A 17,310-nucleotide genomic window follows, 5' to 3' on the forward strand; every position below is an offset into this window, starting at 1 on the left:
GGAGTAAAACTCTTTCAGACAGATGAGTGGTGAAAATGAAGGATATTACATTTAAAGCCTTGGCCATAACAAATGAAATAGATTTGAACAAAATTGCCACCTATTGCGGAATTCCCAAGAAGTATACGTGGGAGCAGCCTTTAATCTTAAGAGGTGAAATTCTTTCTAAGATTCTCCATAAAGATATAGTTGGATTACAACAGGTGCTTGTGTTTTCTTTCGGAAGCGTTGTCTTTGTTAATCACTTACACAAGGATGAAATAACTAACTTCTTGAAGTTTATTCAGACATTTGAGCCTGATATAGATCTTCAAAATTCAGAGAAATACACAGAGAATTATAGTCTACATACCGAGCAAATCGATAATATGGAACTGACTGACAAGTATGTGGTAGTGGCTGAGTTTGAATCCTATTACCCTGAATTAATCTCTACAGTTCTTGCAAAATCAGTTGCACTTGAAAAGATCGAGGAACAGCTTGGGAAAATTCATGATAGTCTCGAAATTATGATCGATAGACTTGAAAAAGGGAAGCTTCGTGTTGGCAACAAAGAATTGGCAAGAACGACAGCACAAATCGTTCGTCATGAATATAACACCCTAGCCTATATCATGATATTGGATAAACCTGATCTGACTTGGACAAACAGCACAGCTAGCCATTTTTACGATGAGATGATAGAATTTTTTGAATTGAACGATCGGTTCAAAATTCTTAAAAGCAAAACGGACATTTTATATCATATTCTGGAAGGTTTTTCAAACATTAGTCACTCAATCCGAGGTCTGTTCGTTGAATGGATCGTTGTGATTCTAATCGTGATTGAAGTGGTTTTAACGATCTTGCAAATCTTAGGTTGGATTCCCTCGCATTAGCAATCGCGGCCCCTATATTAGGAGGCCGTTTTTTGTGCAGCGCTTTAATGTCACGACCCCGGCAGCTACACATTCAATGGTGATGGCGTGCCCACTTTCTTCCAAAAAAACAATTGCAATAGATTTAAATCCGATGTAAGATACAAATATCTAAAAGCAAGCGCTTACAATTAATTGTATTAAACCGGTTTAATCGAATGAGTTTTGAAAGTTTACATAGGATGAAGATTGATCTCATAAGAATGTGTAAAGCGCTTACAATTTTAATTAAAACGGTTTAACCACATACAACTCGAAAAATTTAATATCCGTATTAAACCGGTTTAAATATATCCTACCTTGGAGGTGAAGGGGACCGATTTCCGTTTAAGAGATAAGGAATATTGAAGTACCCGTATAATACTTTAAAACCATGGAGGGGATTGGCTTGCAAAACAACAGGTTGTTTTTGGTGATGATGATGTTGATTTTTGCAGTTGTTTTTGTGGCATGTGAGAGTGAAAGTGAAAGTCCAAAAGCAAGTACAGCAGTAGTTAAGGAGACAACTGCTCCAATTGCGTCAGCTCCAGCAAAAATAGACGGATACAAAGAAGCCCCGATGTTAACTAAGCTGGTAACTGCAGGAACGCTTAAGCCAGTGGCTGAACGGATTCCGGCTAAGGAAGAGATTATGGTTGAAAAGGTAACGGATGAGATCGGAAAATACGGCGGCGACTGGAAAATGCCTTGGGGTGGACCTAATGATCGCTGGGCTGTTGGTCAACCTACGGAGGAAGCACTTTTTCGCTTTAATAAGGATGGAAGTACAGTTGAGCCTAACGTTGCCAAAAGCTATGAAGTGAATAAAGACTCAACGGAATTCACGATCCATTTGAGAAAAGGCATGAAGTGGTCAGATGGTCAGCCGTTTACAGCCGATGACGTCCTTTTCTATTGGGAGCATATGCTCACGAAAGAGACTTTTGGCAAAAAAGTTTATGATGCCTATTTCTCCGTCGACCCTGTAACAGGAGAAAAGGCTTTAGCGAAAGTAAGCAAAGTTGATGATTATACCTTCAAAGTTACACATAAATATCCGAGTGTACAATTTTTGGAGCGTGTTGCCATCGATAACAAATGGTTTTTTGCACCGGCACATTTCCAGAAAACCATTTTACCTGAGTTCATAGGTGAGGATAAAGCGCTTGAAATTGCGAAACAATGGGGCTTTGCAGACGTGAAATCTTTCCTGGTAGCCACGGGCTATTACTATTGGATAAACCCTCAGATCCCAACTTTAAGAGCATGGGTAGCTAAAAACGATCCGAATAGCAATCAATTTATTATGGAACGCAATCCTTATTATTGGAAAGTTGATAGCGAAGGAAATCAACTGCCATACATGGACCGTATCGTTGCTACCAAAGTTCAGGACCCAGCACAAAGAGTTCTTGGCGCATTAGCTGGTGATTATAATCTTCTTGATTTTGATTTTAAAGATTTCACTGTATTGAAAGAAAACGAGAAAAAAGCAGGGTTTACAGTTATGCCTTGGACAACACCAGTATGGTCGAGTGCTGGTCTTCAATTTAATCAAACAATTAGTGATCCCAATCTGCGTAAGCTTTTCCAGGACATTCGGTTTAGAGAAGCTGTTTCCGTTGCAGTCGACCGCAAAGAAATTTCAGAGATTGTTACGAATGGTTTAGGCGCTCCTCAACAAGCCTCAGTTCCGGAAGGCTTGGTAGGATACCAAAAAGGCTGGGCAGATCAGTGGAGTAAATTTGATCAAGCCCGTGCAAATCAGCTTCTGGATGAATTAGGTCTGACGCAACGTGATAAGAACAATTTCCGTTTAAACGCGGACGGTTCTGATTTAACCATCACGATTATTGAGCCGAGTACGGGTTCGGCAACATTCTTGGAATTAGTAAAGAAATATTTTGAGAAAGTTGGCCTTAAGGTAGATATAAAGGTTGTGGATATCGGAACTCATAATGATCTCAAATATGCAAATAAGATTCCGGTAACGACAGAAAATATTTCCCTTGTCAATGTTGCTTTTAGACCTGACACACTTGTGCCGCTGAGAGTATTGACACCATGGCTTGGAAATTATGGCTTATATGCGTCATCGAATGGAAAAGACGGGGTTAAACCGGAAGGTGACATGGCGCTCGTTATGGATTACTGGAATAAAGTCAAATCATCTACAAGCAAGGAAGAAATAACGAAGTGGAGTAATGAAATCATTAAACTCAATCAAAAGAATCAATGGCTTATTGGTTATGCAGGCCCAACACCGAAGCTGATTGTTGCATCAAACAAGATGGGCAACGTACCTAAGAATTTAGTTTTTGCTGACGAATTCCGCAGCATGGGCCATGGTCATCCATCTCAATTCTTTATCAAACCATAGTTAGTTTTCACGACATAATGGGGAAATTCAAATTTCCCCATTATTATTTTCAAGAGGATCATCGAATTAACCGGAGAGGATAGGATTGAGATGCTCCAATATATGTTAAGAAGAATCATTTTGGTCATACCTGTCGTTTTTTTTATATCGGTAATTGTCTTCTACATCATTCAACTGCCGCCCGGTGACTATGTTTCATCTTACGCGGCGAAGATGTCTGCGGCGGGCGAGGTCATGACACAACAAGATATAGCTGAAATGAGAGCCGTCTTAAAGTTGGATCAACCTTGGTTTATACAATATCTAGAATGGATGAAGAACATTTTTCTCCATTTTGACTTCGGGTATTCATTTAGCTATAGCAAGCCTGTTATGTCCGTTATTTCGCAATATATGGCGTTGACGTTGATCGTCTCTCTCGCGACGATGGTGTTTACATACGGGGTGGCGATTCCTATCGGGATATACTGTGCTGTAAAGCAGTATTCCATTGGTGATTATATATTCTCGGCATTCGGTTTTCTGGGTATGGCTACACCTCACTTCTTAATGGCTATCATTTTAATGTATCTGTCCTATGTGTATTTGGGTGATCCTTTGCTAGGTCTATTTTCTAGTGATTTCGCCACGGCCGCATGGTCAATAGACAAGGTTCTTGACCTAATGAAACATATGATTATCCCTATCATTGTCATTGGTTTGGCGAACACTGCTGAGCTAATTCGAGTGATGAGGGGGCAAATGCTGGATGAATTAAATAAGCCGAATGTGGTGACGGCAAGATCCAAAGGCTTATCGGAAACCAAAATACTACTGAAATATCCGACGCGCGCTGCGTTGAACCCAATTGTAAGTACCATTGGATGGTCTCTGACATCGATTTTCACAGGTTCAACGATTACTGCAATTGTTCTGAACTTACCCATTCAAGGTCCAGTCATGTATAACGCATTGTTAGCTCAAGATATGTATCTGGCAGGCACGTGGTTATTGTTTATGGCCGTGTTAACGGTTGTGGGGACGTTGATTTCGGATATTTTGTTGGCATGGCTCGATCCAAAAATTCGCACTGCATTCAGAGGTGTGTGACCTATGAAACCAATGACATCAATAGGAAAACAAATATCGACCAGAATCAAGCGTCCGAAAAACAACGATGTATACTACAGTTCTCAGTGGCGTCTTATCTATCGCAGGTTGAAAAAACATAAATTAGCTCGTATCAGTTTATTCATTTTAGCAATATTCTACATTGCTGCAATCTTTGCTCAGTTTATAGCGCCTTATGGTTTGCAAAGCTACGACAGTAAATATGTCAATGCCCCTCCTACAAAAGTGAGCTTCAAGGATGCTGAAGGCCATTTTCATATTAGACCGTTTGTAAATGAGCTGAAGTCAGGCAGAGATCCTGTTACACTCCGGAAAATTTTTGTACAGGACGAGAAGGTTCGCCATCCGCTGCGTTTTTTTGTAAAGGGAGAAAACTACAAATTTCTAGGCTTGTTTTCAACGAATACCCACCTTTTTGGTGTAGACGAACCCGGTCGAATATTTCTTTTTGGTACAGACGGAATGGGTAGAGATTTATTATCGCGTGTTGTCCTTGGCAGTCAAATTTCATTAAGTATCCCTCTCATTGGCGTGTTTATAAGCTTCGTCTTAGGCTTGTTTATCGGAGGGATATCCGGATATTTCGGAGGATGGATTGACTCGGTTATTCAGCGGTTCATTGAAATTATTCGTTCATTTCCAACGCTTCCTTTATGGATGGCCTTGTCAGCTGCAATACCGGCCCGCGTTCCGGTAGTTACCATGTATTTGTATATCGTCATCATCTTTGCGTTCATCGGCTGGACGGATTTAGCTAGGGTCGCGAGAGGGAAGTTCATATCGTTAAAAAATGAAGAATATGTTTTAGCAGCTAAAATAGCTGGTGTTAGCGACGCTAAAATTATTATAAAGCATCTTTTGCCCGGGTTTATCAGCTATTTGGTTGTTGCGACGACATTAGCCATCCCCGGTATGATTCTGGGCGAGACAGCAATGAGTTTTCTAGGCCTCGGCATACGATCTCCTGCTACTAGTTGGGGGGTACTCCTTCAGGAAGCTCAGCAAATTGAGAATATCGCTTTGTACCCATGGAAGTTAATCCCTCTAGGATTTGTCATTGTTACCGTATTAACTTTTAACTTTCTAGGCGACGGATTGCGTGATGCAGCCGATCCATACAAGAAATAAACTAAAGTAAGGCGGGGAATTTCATGACATTAAAAGCTGTTATTGAATCACAACCCGAACTACCCCTTCTGTCCGTACAAGATCTAAAGATTCGCATTCAAATGGATAATGGGGAAATAAGGGCTGTAGATGGTGTGGATTTTGAAATAAAAAAAGGGAAAACACTTGGACTTGTTGGCGAGTCTGGCTGTGGGAAAAGTTTAACCAGCAGAGCTATTATCAGCATTAATCCTAAAGAGTGTGAAACTTCAGGTAAAATTGTCTATCACTCCACATCTGACAAGGCGTTAAACCAGTTAAATTTACTATCGCTAAATCCACGCAGTAAACAGATTCGATCCATTCGTGGCCGAAAAATTGCGATGATTTTTCAAGAGCCGATGACGGCATTTTCACCGATGTATACGATTGGAAATCAGATTATGGAATCCATACTAATCCACCGTACCAAAAATAAAAAAGAAGCTAAGAAAATAGCGCTTGAAATGTTAAGTAAAGTAGGGATTTCTGATCAAGAGAAACGGTTTGATCAATATCCTCATGAATTTTCCGGTGGAATGCGCCAGCGAGCAATGATCTCCATGGCCTTATCCTGCAATCCGGAATTGTTAATCGCCGATGAGCCCACCACTGCGCTCGATGTAACCATTCAAGCACAAGTGATGGAGCTTATGAAGGGACTCCAAAAAGAGTTTGGCATGGCTATTTTGCTGGTAACGCATGATCTTGGCATCATTGCAGAGATGTGTGATGAAGTAGCTGTCATGTATTTAGGGAAAATTGTTGAGCAATCGACGGTAGGAGAAATTTTCAAAAATCCCAAACACCCATATACAAAAGGTTTACTGAATTCAATGCCAAGATTAGCTGGAAATAGAAATACACGATTAGAATCGATCGAAGGTACGGTTCCGATGGCTATCGATATGCCTCCCATGTGCGGTTTCTATGATCGGTGCAAGGATCGGATTGAAGGGGTATGCAACAAACAAGCTGTTCCAAAAACACGAATATCTGATAACCATATGGTTAGATGTTTCCTTTACACGAATGAAGGTGAGGAGAATAAGGATGTCTAAACCCATTTTGAAAGTAAACAATCTAATCAAAAATTTCGAAGTAAAAGACAAAAATAAGTTGTTTAGTAAGCCTTCCTCCGTTCGTGTTTTGAATGACGTGACTTTCGAGCTTATGGAGGGAGAAACGCTAAGTATAGTTGGTGAATCGGGCTGCGGGAAAACAACGCTAGGCCGTTGTATCGTGAGGGGAATGAATGCATCGTCTGGGGAAGTGATTTACCATACGGAAGGCGATGAGCAAGTTGATTTTCTAGGCCTTCGAGGGAAAGAATTTAAGAAATTCAGAAAAGATATTCAAATGATTTTTCAGGATCCGTATTCCTCACTGAGTCCGAGAATGAGTGTTTATGACATTATTTCTGAGCCGCTGCTCGCCAACTTTAAGCTAACGAAAGCGGAGCTGGATGAAAAAGTGACCTTAATCGCAGAAAAAACAGGATTGAATGTCAGCTACCTCAAACGTTATCCGCATGCCTTCTCCGGAGGACAAAGACAGCGTATAGCGATTGCAAGGGCACTTATTTCCCAGCCTCGACTCATCGTCTGCGATGAAGCCGTATCAGCCTTGGACGTTTCGATCAAGGCGCAAATTATTAACTTGTTGAAAGACCTGCAGCAGCAGCTTCAGATTACGTATATTTTCATCTCGCACGATTTATCTATCGTACAAAATATTTCTGACCGTGTGGCAGTTATGCACTTGGGGCGGATTGTAGAGTTAGCACCTGTGGATTCGCTTTTTCAAACACCTAAGCATCCTTATACAGAGGCGCTTCTGTCAGCCGTACCTGAGCCTGATCCCGATTATAAGAAGGACCGAATTATTCTCGAAGGTGAAGTGCCGAATCCGGCCAATCCTCCGAGCGGGTGTCATTTCCATCCTAGGTGTATGTATAAGACCGATAAATGTGTGAAGGAAGAACCCAAGCTGCAGGATTTAGGCAATAAACATTACGCGGCTTGTCATTATGCTGATCAATTAAAATTAAGAGGTGTCGTACATGAGTAAGCCAACAACGAAAGATCATATAGCGATAGATCCAAATGCGAAGAAGCTGATTGTATTCCTGGACTGCGGAGATACCATCATTGATGAAGGAACTGAAATTAGAGATGACTATGATATTGTGATTAAAGCTGATCTGATTCCAGGGGCAGATATTATGGTAAAGACGCTTGCCGAACGTGGCTATATATTGGCTCTTGTAGCTGACGGCAGAGCGCAATCGTTCAAGAACATGTTAACGGACCATGGCTTGTATGATTATTTTACCACGATGATTTATTCAGAAACGATTAAGGATTCGAAGCCAAGTCCGCGTATGTTTAAAGCTGCAATGGGTGCGTTAGAACTCACTGAGCAGGATTGCTCAAGAATTGTCATGGTAGGGAACAACCTAAGCCGAGATGTGAAAGGCGCTAATCAAATGGGGATCACGAGCATCTTCTTGAGCTGGACGCCAAGATATCCGAAAGTGCATGAAGACGAAAGTCAAAAGCCTGCCTATACAATCAGCAAACCGGTAGATTTAATTGACTTAGTCGAGAAGCTTAATGCACAATTGGCATAAATGGACATTGTAACGAAGGGATGTATACCCGAACATGGCAAAAATTGATGATGTTGCAAGGCTAGCGAGAGTCTCAAAAGGGACAGTTTCCAATGTCTTTAGCCAAAAAAGACCAACAAGCAACGAAGTCAGAGAACGTGTGATGAGTGTTTCTAGACAATTAAATTATGTCCCTAATCATACGGCGCGAAGCTTGGTTACCAAAAAAACGATGGCCATTGGGTTAACCATACCGCACGGGAGCTTCTTCTTTAGCGCATTTCATACGCAATTTATCAACGGGGTCATTCTGGAAGCAGCTTATTATGGGTATAGGGTCCTGTTAGATATCATTCCAGTACATGAGGTGAAAACACCATTTTTGACAAGTTATCCCATAGACGGTGCTGTCGTTATGAGACCTACGGCCAATGATGAGCGTATCAACCTCATGCATATGGGACAGATCCCTTTTGTTACGGTTGGTCACGTGATGAATGAGAATATTGAGCGCGCTACAAGCGTTGATAATGATAATGCACAGATGATGTCCAATATTTGCGAGTATTTAATTGGCAAAGGCCATAAAGATATTATGTTTTTGAATGCGAATGACCATATGACCGTATCCATCGATCGAAAAGCTAGTTTCATTCATGCCATGAAAGATCATGGGCTAGAGGTAGAGGAGCACATGATTCATCATAAGCCCGAGCTGAACTCAAGTGAATACATGGATTATGGCTATGAAGAGACGATAGATATTATCGGTAAGCAGAAGAAAAAAGTAACCGCGATTATTGCCGATGATGATCGCACCGCGTTCAGTGTTCTCAATGCGATCAAAGACCTTAACCTCAATGTACCTGGAGATGTTTCTTTATTTGTGATATGCGGAGATAACTCGATGATGGTGCAATCGAACCCGTCTTTGACGAGTATGGATTTGCAGCCATCCGAATTAGGTGCTCAATCTGTCCGATTGTTAATGCATCAATTAGGCGTGCTGCAAGGTGATTACGCTGAAAATATCATTGTTGAAGGCAAGATTATAGAGCGAAATTCCGTTTCGACGATTGATCATGAGGTAGATCGCAAATAGGGAGAGAGCAGGATGACGACTAAACAATGGAACGTAGGCATTATTGGCCTTGGCGGTATCGGTGATTACCATATCAACAATCTTGCGAAAATTGCCAATACAAGCGTTACCGCTATCTGTGATGTGAATGCGAAAGTGGTGGAACAAGTCGGGGATCGACTGAATTTGCCAGCTGAGAAGCGATACACTGATTATCGAGCAATCATAGCTGATCCTGACATCGACTTCATCATTTCAGGTGTCTCCAATAAATTCCATTGTGACATCTTAAAATGTGCGATTGAATGCGGCAAGCCCATCTTTTCTGAGAAGCCGTTTACCCGAACCATGGAAGAGGCGGATGAATTACTAAGCTTATACGAAAAAAATCCAATACCCTGCATGGTTGGATTTTCATATCGGTATAGACCCTGCTTTCAATACGTAAAGCAGCTCGTTACGGACGGTGCTTTAGGCCGGATCCGGCATATCGCTGCGCATTACTTGCAAGAGGAAAACGCGCCTATGTTTAACAAAGAATACACATGGCGATTTAATAAAGCGATGGCTGGATCCGGCATATTAGCGGATATAGGCTCACATATGGTGGATGCGGCGCGCTTTTTTGTAGGCGAGTTTACGCAGGTGTCCGGGATGATGAGCACATTTACGGATCGCCGAAAGGATATGCGGACTGGGGAATACGCCGAAGTCGATGTGGATGACTTTACAGGCTTCCAAAGTGTACTAGAAGGCGGCGTGATGGGGTCGTTTTATACCCATAAAAATGCGATTGGCACAGGTAACCAATTCAACGTTACCTTGTTTGGTGACTTGGGCACGGTCCGAATTTCAGTTGAACAGCCTAACGAAGTTCATTTGACGCTCAGATCAGGCGAAAATCTACAACTGACAGAGACCGTCATTCACTTAGACCAGAAATCCGTGAAGCCGATGCTGCAAGATTTTGTGGATTATTTGGAACAAAGGAACTCTTCTTCGCTTCCGACGATTATGGATGGATACCGTAACCAACAAGTACTGCAAGCGATCATTGATTCAGCGCAAGACGGAGTGACGAGAAGCTTATAAATTCATTCATGTATAAAGGGAGTGGCTCTTATGATCAGAGTAACGATTTGGAATGAATTCCTCGCAGAGAAGAAAAAAGAAAAGGTAGCCAAGATCTACCCAAAAGGCATGCACGGAGCCATTGCAGAAGGGATTAGCCAGGATGGCTTTGAGATTAGTTTTGCAACCTTCAATGAGCCTGAGCATGGGTTAACCCAAGAGAAGCTGGATCAGACGGATGTCCTTATTTATTGGGGACACGTAGATCATAAGGGCTTTCAGGATAACGTCGTTGATCGTATATGTAAACGTGTACATGAGGGAATGGGGCTGATCGTACTTCACTCAGGTCATCATTCCAAATTGTTCCGCAAACTGATGGGCACTTCCTGCGATCTTCTATGGAGAGAAGCGGATGAAAAAGAGCGACTGTGGGTCATCGATCCGTCACACCCAATCGTAGAGGGGATTGGACCTTATATCGATTTGGAAGAGGAGGAAATGTACGGAGAGCATTTCGATATTCCTACGCCAGAGGAATTAATCCTCGTCAGTTGGTTTCAGGGGGGAGAGGTGTTCCGCAGTGGATGCACCTATCGTCGCGGTCAAGGGAAAATCTTTTATTTCCGTCCAGGTCACGAGACGTATCCTACCTACCATAATAAAGATGTACAACGCGTCATTGCCAATGCAGTTAAATGGACGGCCCCGATTAAAAGGGAAAAGACGTTTTATGGACATCACTCGCCTCTTGAGGAAATCAAGAAATGAGAGGCAGTTCGTTACAGCAAAGAGCTTCTTTCTAGGAGAAAGAAGCTGTTTGGCTTGCGAATTCTATCCTATATTAGGATTGGCTTCGCAAACATCATCCTTGATAGAGGTGGAAGATCATGAAGCCATATCCATTACTAACTGCACATACGGGATGTATGGGCACACCAGATAACAGTTTGCTTTCCATAGAAACGGCGCTTCATAGCGGGGCGGATATTGTGGAAGAAGATATATTAATAACTTCAGATGGGGTCCTTGTGCTTTCTCACGACGACAACGTTTACTCCGTGGATGGAACGGAATATAGGATTTCCCAAATGAGCTATGCCGAGCTAAGTAAGCTGGATATCAAGGCCCATAACGGGTCCCCCGGTGAGACCATTCGTATCCTATCGTTGGAGTCGGTCCTGCCGAGCATTCAGGCTTCAGGTAAACAAATGAATCTGGATATCAAATCCGATGCCTGCATTGAACCTGTTTCCCGATTCGTTGAACAAAACGGGTTAGTCGAACAGGTCATTCTAAGCGGATGTGAGACCTTGCGGGCCCAAACTGTTAACAGTATTAATCCACGCTTACGCAAGTTGCTGAACGTAGATACTACCTTATTTCAAACAGGAAATTACATGGAGGCCGCCCAAATTAGCTGCGAGCACGCCAAGAGTGCGAATTGCTTTGGTCTCAACGTGAACTATCGTGTTGTCAGGCCCGAGCTCCTTCAGATCGCAGCCCGTCATGAGCTGGACGTGTACATATGGACGGTCAATACAGAAGATGAGATGAAGTATTTTATCGAGATGGGCGTTGGGTCGATTACGTCACGCAATGTTTCGGAATTAGTCAGATTAAAGCAGGAATTTATGGCGAGGAGCTAGATGATGAATACGAAGAGAACAGCCCATATCATTTCTCATACACATTGGGATCGGGAATGGTATCTGCCCTATGAAAAGCATCATGTTCGTCTAGTAAAACTCGTGGATACACTCCTGGATAAACTGGATCAAGATCCGAATTACCGCAGCTTCTTCTTAGACGGACAAACGATCATTCTTGAGGACTATCTTGCGGTCAGACCGGATCAAAAAGAGAGATTAACGAGGTTGATTCAAGACGGCCGTGTATTGATTGGTCCTTGGTATATCCTGCAGGATGCCTTTTTGACCAGCGGCGAAGCTAACGTGAGAAATATGCAGATTGGACACCAAGACGCGAAGCGATATGGGCCAGTGTCGAAAATCGGATACTTTCCAGATACCTTCGGTCTGGTAGGTCAGACGCCGCAATTGATGCGGCAGTTCGGGATTACGAATGTATTCTTTGGCCGAGGCGTTAAGCCGACGGGCTTTAACAATACCGTGTCTGACGGTGATTACGAATCTTCCTTCTCTGAATTGATTTGGGAAGGACCGGATGGTTCTAAGGTTCTCGGCATTCTATTTGCCAACTGGTATAACAATGGATGGGAAATCCCAGTTGATCGCGAAGAAGCTCGTGTTTACTGGGATCAGAAGCTAGCAGATGCTGAGAAATACGCATCGATGGGCGAACTGCTCTATATGAATGGGTGTGACCATCAGCCGATCCAGCGGGATTTGTCCGAAGCACTTCAAGTTGCGAGCGAACTATTTCCGGATACAACTTTTATTCATTCTAATTTTGTTGATTATTTGCAAGCTGTTGAGCGTTCCTTGAACCATGAGCTATCCACTGTAAAAGGCGAGCTTCGCAGCCAACGTACAGACGGTTGGAATACGCTCGTGAACACTGCTTCTGCCCGCGTATACTTGAAGCAAATGAATCAGTTAGGGCAAGCCATGTTGGAAAAGGTGGCGGAACCGTTGGCTGCTTTGGCGCATGCTCTTGGAACTCAGGAGCAATACCCGCATCATCTGTTCACCTACGCTTGGAAAACACTGATGCAAAACCATCCGCATGACAGCATATGCGGATGCTCGATAGATGAAGTGCACCGTGAAATGGTGACGCGGTTTGAGAAAAGTCGGCATGTGGCGGAAGCGATTGTCGATGAAAGCAAACGAGCCATTGCCGAAATGGTCGATACATCGGGCTTTGCCAAAATGGGTGGAAACGTCCGGCCATTCCTTGTTATGAATACATCCGGTTGGGAACGCAGCGGTGTCATAAACATCGAGCTGGATGCCTTGCGTTTGTACTTCCGTGACGGTTATACGCCTGAGGAAGCAAGCAAGGTCATCCAAGGGATGGATTTTTCAGGCATGACACTTGTGGATGAACATGGGAATGTCATTCCGTGCACATCCCAAGATCTCGGACAACAATTCGGTTACGATCTGCCGGATGACAAGTTCCGTCAACCTTATTTGTGTCGCAAAGTAAAGCTTACCTTTGAAGCAGAGAGTGTCCCTGCATTAGGGCTGAAAGCTTATGCGTGGGTGAAAAGTGAAGCGGAATTGCCACCTTCTTCGCTGCTCGTGGGAGACAGCATACTGGAGAATGAGTCAATTAAAATTGAAGTTAGCGCATACGGTTCATTCAACTTAACAGACAAGACGAACGGCCGTGTCTATCGGGATTTAGGCATATACGAGAATTCAGGGGATATCGGCAATGAGTACATGTACAAACAGCCGGATGGCGAAACGCCGAGAACTACCCATGGGGTGGCAGCGCAAATTCGGGTGTTAGAAGATACGCCGTACCAAGCATCCATTGAAATTGTACACGATTGGGAAATTCCTGCTTCAGCAGACGATGTGCTGGATGAAGAGCAGCGCAATTTGAGCTACTTTGCGACCCGAAAAGCACAGCGTTCGGAGCGCACGGTGCCTATGCAAATCCGTACGGTTATCAGCTTGAGCCGTAGGGGGCAAGGGGTAGAAATAACAGCTACCTTTAACAACCAAGCCAAAGACCACCGTTTACGGATGTTGTTCCCAACGGATTTGAATACGCACGTTCACCGCGTTGATACGATGTTTGAAATCCCGCATCGGGACAATGAACCAACTGCAGAGTGGGTTAACCCAAGCAACACGCAGCATCAACAGGCATTCGTTGACCTCAGTGAGGCAGGGGCAGGACTTGTTGTGGCAAATCTAGGTCTGAATGAATACGAGGTTTTGCGTGACGGCCGCAATACGGTTGCCATTACGCTGCTTCGAGCGGTCGGCGAGCTAGGCGACTGGGGGTTGTTCCCTACACCAGAAGCACAATGTCTAGGCGAGCACACCGTTCGAATGGCCATCATTCCACATAACGGAGAGGGTATACAGTCGGGCGCCTATGCGGGGGCCTATCAGTTCCAAATTCCGTGGACCGTATGCCAGACAGATGTTCACCAGGGAGGGATTGCACCAACATTTGCACCATTCCAGTGGAAAGGTCGTGAGATGGCGTTCTCCTCTATGAAAATGAAGGAAGGTACGAATGATCTGCTGCTGCGTTGGTACAACATGAGTGCGGGAAAGGCAAGCCTGCAGCTTAGCTCTAATCTTTCGTGTAACCATTTCTACAAAAGCTCAATAATGGAAGAGCACGACGCGTGTATCGAAGCTGATGCGGAAGGTCAAATGTGTGTGTCGGTTGATTCTTGTGAAATTGTAACGATTGGGATTCATCGGTAATCCTAAGCTAAACGCTGAAGTATCGGAGGAGAGAACAGTGAAACAACTAGAGAAAATTTATGTCGTGTTTAAAACTCACGTAGACTTAGGTTTTACTGACTTGGCAAGCAATGTCGTTACTCAATATAGAGAAGATATGATGGATGATGTTCTAGCTGTATGTGAAGACACGAAGAAGGATGGACCAGACCATCATTATGTGTGGACGCTGCCTGCATGGATGCTGAAGGAATGTTTGGATACGCCGAATGTTGAAAAGAAGGAAAGACTGGAAGCCTTGATTCGTAACGGACAGCTGCGTTGGCATGGGCTTCCCTTTACGACACATACGGAGTTTTGCGGCACTGAAGAATACATCAGAGGGTTATACATCTCGGAAAAGCTTCATGATCAATACGAACACACGGCTATTTCCGCCAAAATGACGGATGTACCCGGTCATACCTGGATGCTGCCTACCTTATTGAAAAATGCAGGTATAGAATTTCTGCATTTAGGCGTAAATGCTTGTTCATCACCTGTTGATTTGCCTCAGTTGTTTCATTGGGAAGGTCCGGATGGCAGCAGGGTATTAACCTATTATTCCAAGGGAGCATATGGGACAGATCTAACGCCGCCAGATGACTGGCCATATCCCATTTGGATAGCGCTGCTGCAAACGCAAGACAACTACGGTCCGCAGGATGGCAATGTAGTGCGCGACCTGTTGGATGAGGTTGCGAGGAAGTATCCAAATACCGAGGTGAAGATCGGGACCATGGATGATTTTGCACGCGATTTTGTGGCCAGAGACTTTCAGGATATCCCTGTAATTCGTAAGGATTTAGCCGATACTTGGATTCATGGAATTGGGACCTATCCTGAAGAAGTATCTCGAGTTCGGAGGCTACGTTCAGATATTGCAACACGAGAGAGTTTATCCACGCTTGAGCAGCTGCAAGGGATTCGTGGCAATGAACACAGTGGTGCCATAGCGGAGGCTTATGAGCACACGCTGCTATTCGGTGAACATACGTGGGGAATCGATATTAAATCGAATTTGTTGCCTGGTCGAAACAGCCAACGCGCTTTTGGTAAGGCTGCGATCATGAAAGACCGCGAAATGTTTCCAGACTCCTATCTCAAGACAGAAGCTTCTTGGGCGGAACAGAAAAACTACGTAGATCAAGCGGAAAATGCGTTACGTGAGGTGCAACCTTTTACTTCAATAGATTCGAATATCATTGGTGTGTATAATCCGCTTGCTTGGGAACGGCAGCATACGAAGATCACCCTGGATAATCGTAAGCACGGCACACTTACAGATAGAGAAACGAAGGAAACTTATCCCGTTAATGAAACTGGCGAGGCCTATATTGGTGAATTGGGGCCAATGGGTTATCGAACTTTTGAGTATGCAGAATGCTTGGAGGTTGTTCATGCAAATGCAATCGCGGTTAAAGACGCAGAGAACGCGATTTTGGAAAACGATGCGATACGCATCGTGGTCAATACGCAGACAGGCTGTATGACCAGCTTTTATGACAAGCAGAATCAGAAGGAGTGGGCCGTAAATGGGAAGTTCGGTCAATACGAATATGACGTTTACGGTAAAGAGGATATTTTGGATTTTGTAAAAGCATACAGCTATGATTTGACGGATTGGTATGTGAACGATTTCGGTAAACCTGGTTATCCTAGAATCGATCATAAGCGTTATGGGCTGCAACTTGCAGACGTTAAGATCTCCAATGGTGAAGGCTGGGGCAGCATTGAAATCAGCTTCACGACGCCAAATGAAAGCTACGAGGAGTTTGGAAATGGCGAAGAGATCCGCGTATCGATTCGTTTGGAAGCAAGTCAACCTTTTGCCGATATTCAAGTGGCAGTAAATCGTAAGGCATCTACCGCATTTGCCGAAAGTGGGCATTTCACGTTTGCCCTGAACGCGGAGCATCCGAATTATCGGTTTCAGAAATTAGGCAGTGTTGTAAATCCGCTTGAAGATATTGAGAAGGGTGCAAATACACGTCTTCACTGTGCTAGTCAATGGGTCGATGTGCAGGATGATCAAGTAGGATTGACAATTATTCCATTCGATACGCCGTTGTTTTCCATTGGTGAAAAGGGGATTTACCAGTATTCGAAAGTGTACGTACCCGAGCAGCCAATTCTGCACTTTAACTTATTTAACAATCAATGGGGGACGAACTTCCCGCAATGGATCGGCGGCAGTTTCCAATATGCTTTCCGGATTATACCTCATGCGGGGGATTGGAAGTCAGGACGCGTACAGCAGCTAGCCGCCGAAGCATGCATGCCGCCTCAGGTGACAGCAGGTTGGAATCCTGCAGGATCGACAAGGTATCGTTTTCTGAAAGAAGGCGTAGAGGGGATCCATATCTTATCCTTCAAAAAAGCGGAGAACGGTAATGCCTACATATTGCGATTCCAGAATCTGCTCGACGTGCTCTCTACGGTTAAGCTTTCATTCACAGCGTCTATTGAGGAAGTGAAGGAATGTGACCTGGTCGAACGTAACAAGGAAACGAAAGTAGAATTTGGTAGAGATGATCTCACCGTGACGATGAATCCTTTTGAAATTAAAACAATGATGCTTCGGTTTGCTTGAAGCGGATGAAAAAACAGACAGC

Annotated in this window: 13 protein-coding genes; all 13 read left to right on the forward strand. The window is 43.8% G+C overall.

Annotated features, from left to right (window positions below):
• Positions 1-35: 35 nt before the first annotated feature.
• Complete coding sequence (locus AC58QC_RS12040; protein WP_497415382.1) at positions 36-878, forward strand: RMD1 family protein; 843 nt, start codon at positions 36-38, stop codon at positions 876-878.
• Between the two features lie 427 nt (positions 879-1,305).
• On the forward strand, positions 1,306-3,276 hold the full coding sequence (locus tag AC58QC_RS12045) for an ABC transporter substrate-binding protein (protein WP_497415383.1): 1,971 nt from the start codon (positions 1,306-1,308) through the stop codon (positions 3,274-3,276).
• Between the two features lie 102 nt (positions 3,277-3,378).
• Entirely contained in the window at positions 3,379-4,365 is a 987-nt protein-coding gene (locus AC58QC_RS12050; RefSeq protein ID WP_497415384.1) for an ABC transporter permease, read from the forward strand.
• Between the two features lie 3 nt (positions 4,366-4,368).
• Positions 4,369-5,514 carry an ABC transporter permease gene (locus AC58QC_RS12055; RefSeq protein ID WP_497415385.1) on the forward strand — a complete coding sequence of 382 codons (1,146 nt, stop codon included), beginning with the start codon at positions 4,369-4,371 and terminating at the stop codon, positions 5,512-5,514.
• Positions 5,515-5,537: 23 nt separating this feature from the next.
• On the forward strand, positions 5,538-6,593 hold the full coding sequence (locus AC58QC_RS12060; RefSeq protein WP_497415386.1) for an ABC transporter ATP-binding protein: 1,056 nt from the start codon (positions 5,538-5,540) through the stop codon (positions 6,591-6,593).
• Positions 6,586-7,602, forward strand: a complete 1,017-nt coding sequence (locus AC58QC_RS12065) for an ABC transporter ATP-binding protein (protein WP_497415387.1) — start codon at positions 6,586-6,588, stop codon at positions 7,600-7,602. Before AC58QC_RS12060 ends, AC58QC_RS12065 begins: the two co-directional genes overlap by 8 nt.
• Positions 7,595-8,164, forward strand: coding sequence for an HAD family hydrolase (locus tag AC58QC_RS12070; RefSeq protein WP_497415388.1), 570 nt, complete (start codon positions 7,595-7,597; stop codon positions 8,162-8,164). The genes AC58QC_RS12065 and AC58QC_RS12070 overlap by 8 nt, the downstream gene beginning before the upstream one ends.
• Positions 8,165-8,198: 34 nt before the next feature.
• Positions 8,199-9,245 carry a LacI family DNA-binding transcriptional regulator gene (locus AC58QC_RS12075; protein ID WP_497415389.1) on the forward strand — a complete coding sequence of 349 codons (1,047 nt, stop codon included), beginning with the start codon at positions 8,199-8,201 and terminating at the stop codon, positions 9,243-9,245.
• A gap of 12 nt (positions 9,246-9,257) precedes the next feature.
• Positions 9,258-10,316: a Gfo/Idh/MocA family protein gene (locus AC58QC_RS12080; RefSeq protein ID WP_497415390.1), complete on the forward strand. Its 1,059-nt coding sequence runs from the start codon at positions 9,258-9,260 to the stop codon at positions 10,314-10,316.
• Between the two features lie 30 nt (positions 10,317-10,346).
• Entirely contained in the window at positions 10,347-11,066 is a 720-nt protein-coding gene (locus AC58QC_RS12085) for a ThuA domain-containing protein (protein ID WP_497415391.1), read from the forward strand.
• A gap of 119 nt (positions 11,067-11,185) precedes the next feature.
• Positions 11,186-11,944: a glycerophosphodiester phosphodiesterase gene (locus tag AC58QC_RS12090; protein WP_497415392.1), complete on the forward strand. Its 759-nt coding sequence runs from the start codon at positions 11,186-11,188 to the stop codon at positions 11,942-11,944.
• 3 nt (positions 11,945-11,947) lie between these two features.
• The gene (locus tag AC58QC_RS12095; protein WP_497415393.1) at positions 11,948-14,677 is read left to right on the forward strand and encodes an alpha-mannosidase; all 2,730 of its coding nucleotides are present in this window, start codon (positions 11,948-11,950) and stop codon (positions 14,675-14,677) included.
• 37 nt (positions 14,678-14,714) lie between these two features.
• A complete protein-coding gene (locus AC58QC_RS12100) occupies positions 14,715-17,288 on the forward strand; it encodes a DUF5054 domain-containing protein (protein WP_497415394.1) in 2,574 nt (857 codons plus the stop codon).
• Positions 17,289-17,310 lie beyond the last annotated feature (22 nt).

The organism is Paenibacillus sp. J22P51, from assembly GCF_059692215.1.